We start from the raw sequence: 10,256 nt of genomic DNA, 5'->3' as shown, positions 1-10,256 counted from the left end.
AGCACCCCGTCGAAGGAGCCGTCCAGCACCGCGGCGGCCTCCTGGATCCGGCCCCGGACGAACTCGGCACCGGCCGGCACGCCCTCCCGGAAACCGGTGGAGAGGTCGTCCAGGACGGTCACCTGGTGCCCGGCCTCCAACAGGTGGGCGGCGACGACGCTGCCGACATATCCGGCGCCACCCGTGACCAGGTACTTACTCATGATGCGACCTCCAGCGGGCGATGGTCCGCCGCCTCGGCGGGCCATCGGTGACGTACGACTGGGGCCTATTCTCCCTGGCCACCGGGAGTGCTCCGGACCGCCGCCCGCCCCGGGCCGGCCCCGCCGCCCCGGGCCCGTCGTTCCGTCCCGCGCGGTTCGGCCCCGTGCCGTTCGGCCCCGCCGCTCAGTCCCGGGCCACCCGGTCGAGCAGCCCGGTCCGGGCCGCCACCGCCGCGGCCTCCAGCCGGGTCCGCGCGCCGAGCTTCATCAGCACCCGCTGGACGTGCGTCCGCGCCGTGCTGGCCGCGATCCGCATCCCGGCGGCGATCGCCGCGGTGTCCTCGCCCTCCGCGATCCGGGCCAGCACCTGGACCTCACGGCGGGTCAGCAGCCGCAGCAACCGGACCGCCTCGTCGTCCGACTCGGCCGCCGGGCAGAGCAGTTGGTCGAAGGCGCCGCGCAGGACGTCCACGGCGACCGCCGCCTCCCCGGCCCGGGCCCGCGCGATGGCCCGCTCGACCACCTCGATCCGCTCGTCACTGGGCACGTACCCCGCCGCGCCCGCCGCGAACGCGCCCGCCACACCGCGTAGTTCACCGACCGGCCCGAGCACGATGACGGCCACCTCGGGCCGCTCCCGGCGGATCCGGCGCAGCACGTCGAAGGCCCCCGGCTCACCCGGCCCGGCCACCCCGAGCAGGCACACCTCCGGCCGGCGCCCGGCCACCATGTCGGCCGCGGAGCCGGCCGGCGAGCCGACCGCGAGCACCCGGTGGCCGCGTAGTTGGAGTGCGGTGGCCAGCGCCTCGGCCAGCAGCCGGTGGTCGTCGGCCACCACGAGTCGAACACCCATGACGCCCTCCCGGTCGGGGTCCGGCCCGCGCCCGCACCCGGTGGGGCGGGCGGCCGATGACGCACCATCACAGCGCATTCCGGGCCCGGCCCGCTAGGCCGCCTCGCCGACGGCGCCGGTCCGGGCGCGCGGACCAGAAAACGAAAAAGACCCTCGCCGTTGGGCGAGGGTCCTTCACTTGAGCCCCCATGCGGAATCGAACCGCAGACCTTCTCCTTACCATGGAGACGCTCTACCGACTGAGCTATAGGGGCCTGTTCCCTGCTGTTCTCGCTTGCTCACTCGCTCGCTCGAACAAGGAAGACATTACACGGCCGACGACCAGGAAGGGAAATCGGCTCCCGGCCCCGCCCCCGGAGCCGGTCCGCCCCTCTCAATCCCCGGTGTGCACGCGGTCGAACTCCTCGCGCGCGGCCAGCATGACGGGGGCGTGCTCCTCCGTCCAGCGTCCGACGGGCACCACCAGCCCGGCCAGCTGGCGGCCGAGCGGCAGCAGGTCGTAGACCACCCGCGGCGGGATCTCCGGATGGACGGTGCGCCGCACCAGCCCGTTCCGCTCCAGCGAGCGCAACGACTGGGTGAGCATCTTCCGACTGACCCCGCCCACCGCGCGCTGGAGCTCGGAGAACCGCTGCGGACCGCACTGGTCGAGGCCCATCAGGATCAGCAGCGACCACTTGTCCGCCAGCTCGGCGAACACGTCCCTGCTCGGACAGAGCTGAGCGAAGACGTCGCACGCCTGGCCCTGCTCGGACCCGGCCGGCACCTGCTCGTTCGTCGTCATGCCCCCCAGGGTAGCCGTAGGTCTCCCATCCATCCTTGGTAACCAATAGAGACCTGGTCTATATTGGAGACCGCGGCGGCCGCACGGCGGCCTCCGCCTCCTGTTGCCCCGCTCCACCCCTGCCCCGCCTGCCGCTTTCGGCTCTTTCCGTCCGCCCTTCCGCGAGGAGCACCCGCCATGACCGCAATCCGCCCGACCGTCGCCATCGCCTACCACTCCGGCTACGGCCACACCGCCGTGATAGCCGAGGCCGTCGCCCGCGGGGCCGCCGCCACCGGAGCCGAGGTCGTCTCCGTCGCCGTCGACACCATCACCGACGAGCAGTGGGCCCGGCTCGACGCCGCGGACGCGATCATCTTCGGCTCGCCCACCTACATGGGCACCGCCTCCGGCGCCTTCCACACCTTCGCCGAGGCCAGCAGCAAGCGCTGGTTCGGCGACGCCTGGCTGGACAAGGTCGCCGCCGGCTTCACCAACTCCGCCTCCAAGAGCGGCGACAAGGCCGGCACCCTCGGCTTCTTCCAGACCCTCGCCGCCCAGCACGGCATGAGCTGGGTCAACCTGGGCCTCAAGCCCGGCTGGAACTCCTCCGCCGGTACCGAGGACGACCTCAACCGCCTCGGCTTCTTCGCGGGCGCCGCCGCCTCCACCCCCGCCGACGGCGGAACCGACACCGTGCACAAGGCCGACATCGCCACCGCCGAGCACCTCGGCGGCCGGGTCGCCCAGCACACCGCGACCCTGCTGGCCGGCCGCGCCGCCCAGGCCGCCTGACCCGCTCCCCGGAGGCCACGCGGCCCCGGCCCCTCCCCCGCGGGCTACGCCGCCGGATCCGCCCCCAGAACGGGCGCCCGGCGGCGTCCGCCGTCCGCGCCGGCCACCGCAAGGTCCGTGCCACTGGTCTCCGGCAGCAGCCGCAGGCAGAACAGCGCCACCACCCCCAGTGCCGCCAGGTACCAGCCGACCGGCTCCGCCGTGCCGTACGCGTCCGTCAGCCTCGTCGCGACCAGCGGCGTGGTCGCCCCGCCCACCACCCCGCCCAGGTTGTACGTCAGCGCGGCCCCCGTGTACCGCACCCGGGTGGGGAACAGCTCCGGCAGGTACGCCGCCACCGGCCCGAACAGACACCCCAGCACCACCATCGACCCCGCAAGGGCCACGAACATCAGCGGCAGGCGCACCGTCTCCAACAGCGGGAACAGCAGAGGCGACCAGAGCAGCACCAGCCCCGTCGCCGCCTGCAACGTCCGCCGCCGCCCCCACCCGTCGCTGCCCCGGGCGCTCGCCCAGACCGTCCCGCCCATCGCCACGCCGCCCGCCAGCAGCATCGACAGCACCAGCCTGCTCGACACCCCGAGCCCGGTCGTCGCGTACGCCAGCGCAAAGGTCGTGGTCAGGTAGAACATCGCGTACCCCACGGTGATCACCCCGCAGCCGACCAGCACCGACCGCCAGTGCCCGCGCAGCACCTCCACCACCGGCGGCCGCTCCGGCACCCGCCCGGCCTCCGCGGCGAACAGCGGCGTCTCCTCCAGCCGCAGCCGCACGAACAGCCCCACCGCCACCATCACCAGCGACGCCAGGAACGGCACCCGCCAGCCCCACCCCTGGAACGCCCGCTCGTCCAGCGCCAGTTGCAGCACCAGGAACACCCCGTTGGCGAGCACGAACCCAAGCGTCGGCCCGAGCTGCAGAAACGCCCCGTACCGCCCGCGCCGCCCGGCCGGCGCGTTCTCCGCGATCAGCAGCGCCGCCCCGCCCCACTCCCCGCCCAGCCCGACGCCCTGGCACACCCGCAACACCACCAGCGCCACCGGCGCCCACCACCCCCACACCCCGTAGCCCGGCAGCACCCCCACGACCGCCGTCGACAACCCCATCAGCAAGAGCGACACCACCAACGTCGCCTTCCGCCCCAGCCTGTCCCCGAAGTGCCCGAACACCACCGCCCCCAGCGGCCGCGCCAGGAACGCCACGGCGTACACCGAGAACGACGCCAACAGCGCACCCACCGCGCCCAGTCCGGGGAAGAACACCGGCCCGAAGACCAGCGCGGCCGCCGTCCCGTAGATGAAGAAGTCGTAGAACTCGATCGCCGTACCGATCAGCGCCGCCGCCGCGGCCCTCCGCAACTGCGCCGCCCGCCGGGCGTCCTGCGTATCCATACCGCCACCCTGGCGACCGGCCCACCCTCGCAACAGCGCCCACCCGGGTGACACCCGCGCACACCCCGCCCGCGCACGCCGGTCCTCTGCCGCGCCTGCGCCCGGCGCCGTGCGCCGTGTGCCGTGTGCCGTCCGACCCGCCCCCGGAACGGCGCCGCCCGGCCACCGGGTGAATCCGGTGACCGGGCGGTCGCAGCGCCCCTACCGCGCGTACGGGTTGTCGCTCGGCGGAGCCGGCGGCTCGTACGACGGCGGCCCGGGCGGCCCGGGCGGCACACCCGGCCCGGTCTGCTGAGGCATCGGCGGGGCCTCGACCGCGGGCTGCCGGGAGCCGGCCGCCCGCCGCCGCAGCACGAAGACCACCACCCCCGCCACCAGCACCAGCCCGCCGACCACCGCGGCGACGATCGGCAGCGAACTGCCCGAGTCGGACGCCTTGTCGGCCTGTGACGGCGAAGACGGCACACCCGCCGGCGTGCTGCCCGCGCTCGGCGCGGCACCAGCGCCGGCCGACGCCGAGCCCGACGGCGCGGCCGACGAGGGGGCAGTCGCTGGCGAGGACGCCGCCGCTGACGGGGAAGCGGAAGGGGTCCCGGCCTGCTTCTCCGGGATCGGGTAGACGTCCGCCGGGCCCGGGTCGCCCGGAGTCGTCAGCCCGATCCGCGGGCGAACCGTGCCGTAGCCGACGGCATCGGTGCGCTGCGATCCGTCGGTCGGCTTGCCGGCCGTGTTGATGAGCACCCGCAGGACCTGGTTCGCCGTCCAGTCCTGATGCACGGACCAGAGCAGCGCGGCCGATGCGGACACGATCGCGGTGGCGTCCGACGTTCCGTGCCCCTTGCAGTAGCCCGTGGCGCCTGTGCACGCATCGACCATGTCGACCCCTGGAGCCACGAGGTCAACCTGCGGACCGCGCTCCGACTCGGCCGTGGTCGTGCTGTTCTGGTCGACCGCACCGACCCCGACCACATAGGGAAGCGCCCCGGGGTACTCCACGGCGTTCCCCGACTGTCCGGAGTTCCCTACGCTGGCGACCACCAGCGAGCCCTTGGCCCGCGCTTGCGCAATGGCGCTGTTGACCTTCGACGTGTCCTCGGAGGAGACGGAGTCCGCCGCCGCACCCTGCGAGATGCTGATGACCCTGGCTCCCTGATCAGCGGCGTACACAATGGCCTGACTGATCTGTCCGACGAACTCCGACGTACTGACCGGATTCCCGTCGGCACCAGTGTTGATCTTCAGCGGAAGAATCTTGGCAGCGGGGGCCAGGCCGTATGCGCCATCACCTCCCCGGCCCTTGCCGGACCCTGCGATGAGGCTGGCCATCTCAGTGCCGTGTCCGTTCGGGAAGGTGCCGACGCCGCCCGAGAGACCACTGAAGTCCTTTCCCGGCAGCAACTGCCCTGCCAGGTCAGGGTGGTCCAGTTTGAACCCGCCATCGATCACGGCAACGGTGACGCCCTCGCCCTTGGTGGTCTTCCACATCTCCGGCGCGTGCATGGCATCCAGGTGCCACTGATTGCCACGAATCGATTCCGCCGCCGCCGGCATCACGGCCGGCCCCGCCACCACTCCGGCGGCCAAGAGCGCCGCGGCGAACCCCCGACCACGCACCCACATGTCAGTTCGCCGCATCACAGCTCCCTCGTCGCTCTCCCCGTCGGCCGAGGACCGCGCCCCGGACAGGACTGCCCGGCCACCGGGATGAACCCAGTGGCCGGGCAGCCATTGCAGTCCTACTCAATCACGTTCGGGTTGCTCTGCGGCGTACCGCTGGTCCAGGTCTCCTCGTCCTCGTGCAGGTAGTCGGCCCGGTTGCGCCGTTCCCGCTCGTTCTTGCCCGTGCCGCCGCCCGACATGGGGCCGCCCATCATGCCGTTCTGGCCCGAACGCGACCCGCCCTCGGCTCCGGCGGCGCCGGCCCGGTTGCGCAGGCCCGTGCCGCCCGGCGTGAACTCGCCGCTCGCGGTCGGCCCCTTGCGCCCGCCGACCGTACCGCCGCCGGTCGAGGTCAGCCCACGACCGCGCGAACCGCCACCGACGGCACCGCCGCCGTGACCGCCGCCGGGGTGCATGCCGCCCCCGCCCGGGTTGTTCATGCCGCCACCGCCGGACCGGCCCGCCTGGCCGTCACGGCCGAAGACCGTCCCGCCGCTCGGGAGGCCGGGGGTGCCGTTCTTCGACTGCAGGTTGCCCCCGCCGAAGGTGCTCGTCCTGCTCGGGCCCGGGCCGGTGCTCTTGGGCTGGATGGTGCCGCCGGTGTTGAACGGGACGGGGCCGGGGCCCTGGAAGGGGCCGCTGCCCCCGGGGCCGTTCGGGTAGCCGGGCCCGCCGCCCGGAACGCCCGGCGGCAGGCTGCCCGGGCCGCCCGGCGTGTACGGACCGGTCTGGCCGGGCAGGGTCGGGGCCGGCGGCAGGCTGTTGAGATCGGTCCCGGGGCGGTCCGTCGGGTACGACGGACCCGGGGACGGGGTGGGCGTGCCGGGGTCCGACGGGAGCTGCGGACCGCTGTGCGGCGGGGTCGGGTCGACGTGTCCCGGACCGCTCGGCCCCTGCGGGACGGTCGCGGGCGGACGCGGCGTCACCGAGCCCCCGCCACCACCACCGCCGACGGGCGGGCTGTAACTGCCGCCGCCGCCACCCACAAAGCCGGGGGTGCGATGGGTGCCGCCGGAGCCGGTCCCGCCGCCGCCACCACCGCCGCCATCACCACCGAAGTCGGAGGAGCCGCCGCGATCACCCGGCGGCTTCAACTCCGTCGGCGTCTCCAGCGCGTTCAGCTTGGTGGTCACGGCGTCGTACGCCTGCGCCAGCTTCACCATCTGGTTGACGGCTTCCTGGTGCTCCTGCTGGACCTTCTTCTCCGCCGCGGCCGCCTCCGCCGCGGTCACCCAGTTGGAGTTGCCCTGCTTCATGACGGAGTCGACGGTGGCACCGACGCCGTACCTGGCCTCGAAGTCCGAGGGGAGGTACGGGACCGTCTGGTTCTTGTGCCGGGCGAGCTGGGCGATCTCGGTCTTCGGCAGCTCGGGCACGGCGGTCTTGGCGGTGCTGAGCGCCTCGCCCGCCTGGTGCATCGCGTCGCCGACGCCGGTGGAGTAGTCGGCGAGCTTCGCCGCCGACTTGTGGAAGTTGCTGGCCCACTCCTTGAAGCTCTCGCCGGCCGGTCCCTCCCAGTGGATCCCGTCGACGTGGGACTTGAGCGCCGCGCTGAGGTCCTTCAGGACACGACCGGCCGACTGCAGCTGGGTTCCCCGGCTCAGCACCTTCCCCGGCTCGGTGTCCTTGACCATGGCCTTGAGCTGCTCGTGCTCCATGGGCTGAAAGTTCGTTCCGCCTGCCATCACATGCTCCCCGTGTCAGTCGAAATGTCGCGCCGTGCCACCGTCACATCCCGCCGGTCGTCGAACCCGAGCCGCCCGAGGACGTGCCGACGCCCGAGTTCTTGGCAACCGCCTGCTGGGCGGCGGTCGCGTGCTCCTCGTTGCCCGCGTAGTTGGCCGCGGCCGTCGTGACCGACTTCTGCATCGCCTCGATCTGCTTCACGAAGACCTTGTGCATGTTCACGAGCTCGTTGTGAGCCCGCTGGTACGCCGACGTCAGATCGGTGGACTCCGAGAAGTTCTTGCCGAAGTTGTCCGCGTGCAGCCGCTGTTCCTCGAGGTTGTACGGCGCGGCCGCCGACCCCTCCATCGCCTGGAGCAGCGCCTCGATCTTCTTCGTGAAAGCCGTCAGGGTGTCCAGCTCGACCTGGACGTTCTTGCTGCCGAACGCGGCGACCAGATCCGAGGCGCTTGCGTTCGTCTGGACGGCGCGCACGACGGTGTCGGCCGCGCCGAAGATGGCGCCGAAGCCGAACCAGCTGTTGCTGCTGTGGTCGCCACCGAGCGAGAACGGCGTCTCGTCGGGCTTGGCCGTCCCCGTACCGTCGCCTGCAGGCGCGTCTGCCACCGTAATCCACCTCTCCCCCGTGTGCGGGGCGGGCCGGAGGCCGCCGCACCGCAACACACCGTCAACTTCTCGGTCCTACAGTCGTACCCGGCGCACGCCGCCCGCCCTGGGGACGGCAGTCGCCTCAGCCATCGTAGCCACCGCCTCCGTCGGACCGGCAGGGCCCATGGCAGGACTGAGCGCGATCGGTACGAACTTGACACGTACAACGCCCGACCGCGCCCCAGGACGCCGCACGGCCCGGCGCGCCGGGCGCCGGGCCGTGCGGACTGGACGGTCGGGGGCCGGCCGGGATCAGACCTGCTCGGCCAGCTCCATCCAGCTCATCTCCAGCTCCTCCTTCTCCTCCCGGACGGCGCGCAGCTGCGTGTCCAGCTCGGCGACCTTGGAGAAGTTGGCGGCGTGCTCCGCGAGTTGGGCGTGCAGCTTGGACTCCTTCTCGTCCAGCTTGGCGATCTGCCGCTCCAGCTTCTGCATCTCCTTCTTCGCGGCCCGCGCGTCCCCGGCCGACAGCCCGGGGGCCGCCGTCTCGGAGACCGGGGCCGAGGCGGCGGCGGAGGCGGCGGCCGCGGCGGCCATCCGGGCGCGCCGCTCCAGGTACTCGTCGACGCCGTTCGGCAGCATCCGCAGCTTCTGGTCGCCGAGCAGCGCGTGCACCACGTCCGTGGTCCGCTCGATGAAGAAGCGGTCGTGGCTGATGACGACCATCGAGCCGGGCCAGCCGTCGAGGAGGTCCTCCAGCTGGTTGAGGGTCTCGATGTCGAGGTCGTTGGTCGGCTCGTCGAGGAAGAGGACGTTCGGCTCGTCCATCAGCAGCCGGAGCAGCTGGAGCCGGCGCCGCTCGCCGCCGGAGAGGTCGCCGACGGGCGTCCACTGCTTGTCCTTGCCGAAGCCGAACTGCTCGCAGAGCTGGCCGGCGCTCATCTCCCGGCCCTTGCCGAGGTCGACGCGCGAGCGCACCTGCTCGACGGCCTGGAGCACCCGGGTGGTCGGTTCCAGCTCGGCGACCTCCTGGGAGAGGTAGGCCAGGCGCACGGTCTTGCCGACCTTGATGACGCCCGACGCGGGCTGCACGTCGCCCTCGGAGGCGTACGCGTCGCGCATGGCGCGCAGCAGCGAGGTCTTGCCGGCGCCGTTGACGCCGAGCAGGCCGATCCGGTCACCGGGGCCGAGCTGCCAGGTGAGGTTCTCCAGCAGGAGCTTGGGGCCGGCCTTGACCGTGACGTTCTCCAGCTCGAAGACGGTCCGGCCGAGCCGGGCGTTGGCGAACTTCATCAGCTCGCTCTTGTCCCGGACCTCCGGCACGTCGGCGATCAGGGCGTTGGCGGCCTCGATCCGGTAGCGCGGCTTGGAGGTGCGGGCGGGGGCGCCGCGGCGCAGCCAGGCGAGCTCCTTGCGGGCGAGGTTCTGGCGCTTCTGCTCCTCGACGGCCTCGATCCGGGAGCGCTCGGCGCGGGCGAAGACGTAGTCGGAGTAGCCGCCCTCGTACTCGTGCACCGAGCCGTGCTGGACGTCCCACATCCGGGTGCAGACCTGGTCGAGGAACCAGCGGTCGTGGGTGACGCAGACGAGGGCGGAGCGGCGGTTCTGGAGGTGCTGGGCGAGCCAGGCGATGCCCTCGACGTCGAGGTGGTTGGTGGGCTCGTCCAGGACGATGAGGTCGGGCGAGCCGAGGAGCAGCTTGGCGAGGGCGATCCGGCGGCGCTCGCCGCCGGAGAGCGGGCCGATCACGGTGTCCAGGCCGTCGGCGAAGCCGGGCAGGTCGAGGCCGCCGAAGAGGCCTTCGATGATGTCGCGGATGCGTGCGTCGCCGAGCCACTCGTGGTCGGCGCGGTCGGCGATCACCTCGTGCCGGATGGTGGCCTCGGGGTCGAGCGAGTCGTGCTGGGTGAGGACGGCCATCTGGAGCCCGCCGGAGTGGGTGATCCGGCCGCCGTCCGGCTCCTCCAGCTTGGCGAGCATCCGGATCAGGGTGGTCTTGCCGTCGCCGTTGCGTCCGACGACACCGATCCGGTCCCCTTCGCTGACGCCGAGGCTGACCCCGTCCAGGAGGGCCCGGGTGCCGTAGACCTTCGTGACGGACTCGATGGTGGCGAGATTGACGGCCACGTGTGCTGCGCTCCTGGGATCGGCGGTCTCGGGGCCGCCCCGGTGTCGCGGCGCGCCCCTTTCGGGGAAGGCCCCGATCTCCCCAGCCTAGTCGGCCGCCCCGGGCCCCCTCACCCGCCGAGCAACGCCGCCGCTGACCCGCGCTTCACCTGCCGAGAACCGACACCCGGCACGGCTGTCACCCGCCGAGC

The 10,256-nt window shown here is 72.8% G+C and carries 9 protein-coding genes and 1 tRNA gene; 1 reads left to right on the top strand and 9 read right to left on the bottom strand.

Translation table 11 applies throughout. The annotated features are described in order from the left end of the window. The 4 genes from J5Y04_RS18135 to J5Y04_RS18120 all read right to left on the bottom strand — a co-directional run. On the bottom strand, positions 1–203 hold a 203-nt coding region (locus tag J5Y04_RS18135; protein WP_209413063.1), incomplete at its 3' end, for an NAD-dependent epimerase/dehydratase family protein. Between the two features lie 184 nt (positions 204–387). Then, positions 388–1,056, bottom strand: coding sequence for a response regulator transcription factor (locus J5Y04_RS18130; protein ID WP_209413062.1), 669 nt, complete (start codon positions 1,054–1,056; stop codon positions 388–390). 181 nt (positions 1,057–1,237) lie between these two features. After that, a tRNA-Thr gene (locus tag J5Y04_RS18125) sits at positions 1,238–1,310 on the bottom strand. Between the two features lie 119 nt (positions 1,311–1,429). Then, on the bottom strand, positions 1,430–1,840 hold the full coding sequence (locus J5Y04_RS18120) for a helix-turn-helix domain-containing protein (RefSeq protein WP_209413061.1): 411 nt from the start codon (positions 1,838–1,840) through the stop codon (positions 1,430–1,432). A gap of 177 nt (positions 1,841–2,017) precedes the next feature. On the opposite strand from J5Y04_RS18120, the gene J5Y04_RS18115 reads away from it, so the two are divergent. After that, positions 2,018–2,614, top strand: coding sequence for a flavodoxin family protein (locus tag J5Y04_RS18115; RefSeq protein WP_209413060.1), 597 nt, complete (start codon positions 2,018–2,020; stop codon positions 2,612–2,614). A gap of 44 nt (positions 2,615–2,658) precedes the next feature. Here J5Y04_RS18115 and J5Y04_RS18110 read toward each other — a convergent pair whose 3' ends face one another. The 5 genes from J5Y04_RS18110 to J5Y04_RS18090 form a co-directional block, all read right to left on the bottom strand. Then, the gene (locus tag J5Y04_RS18110; RefSeq protein ID WP_209413059.1) at positions 2,659–4,005 is read right to left on the bottom strand and encodes an MFS transporter; all 1,347 of its coding nucleotides are present in this window, start codon (positions 4,003–4,005) and stop codon (positions 2,659–2,661) included. Between the two features lie 201 nt (positions 4,006–4,206). After that, on the bottom strand, positions 4,207–5,640 hold the full coding sequence (mycP, locus tag J5Y04_RS18105) for a type VII secretion-associated serine protease mycosin (protein WP_245204962.1): 1,434 nt from the start codon (positions 5,638–5,640) through the stop codon (positions 4,207–4,209). 101 nt (positions 5,641–5,741) lie between these two features. Further along, on the bottom strand, positions 5,742–7,322 hold the full coding sequence (locus J5Y04_RS18100) for a WXG100 family type VII secretion target (RefSeq protein ID WP_209413089.1): 1,581 nt from the start codon (positions 7,320–7,322) through the stop codon (positions 5,742–5,744). A gap of 70 nt (positions 7,323–7,392) precedes the next feature. Next, entirely contained in the window at positions 7,393–7,956 is a 564-nt protein-coding gene (locus tag J5Y04_RS18095) for a hypothetical protein (protein WP_209413058.1), read from the bottom strand. A 294-nt stretch (positions 7,957–8,250) separates the two neighbouring features. Further along, positions 8,251–10,065 (bottom strand): ABC-F family ATP-binding cassette domain-containing protein, encoded by a 1,815-nt coding sequence (locus tag J5Y04_RS18090; protein ID WP_209413057.1) that lies wholly within the window; start codon positions 10,063–10,065, stop codon positions 8,251–8,253. Positions 10,066–10,256: the final 191 nt, after the last annotated feature.

It is taken from the genome of Kitasatospora sp. RG8, assembly GCF_017813315.1.
Taxonomy (GTDB): Bacteria; Actinomycetota; Actinomycetes; order Streptomycetales; family Streptomycetaceae; genus Kitasatospora.
This window is presented reverse-complemented; position numbering and strand designations above follow the sequence as displayed.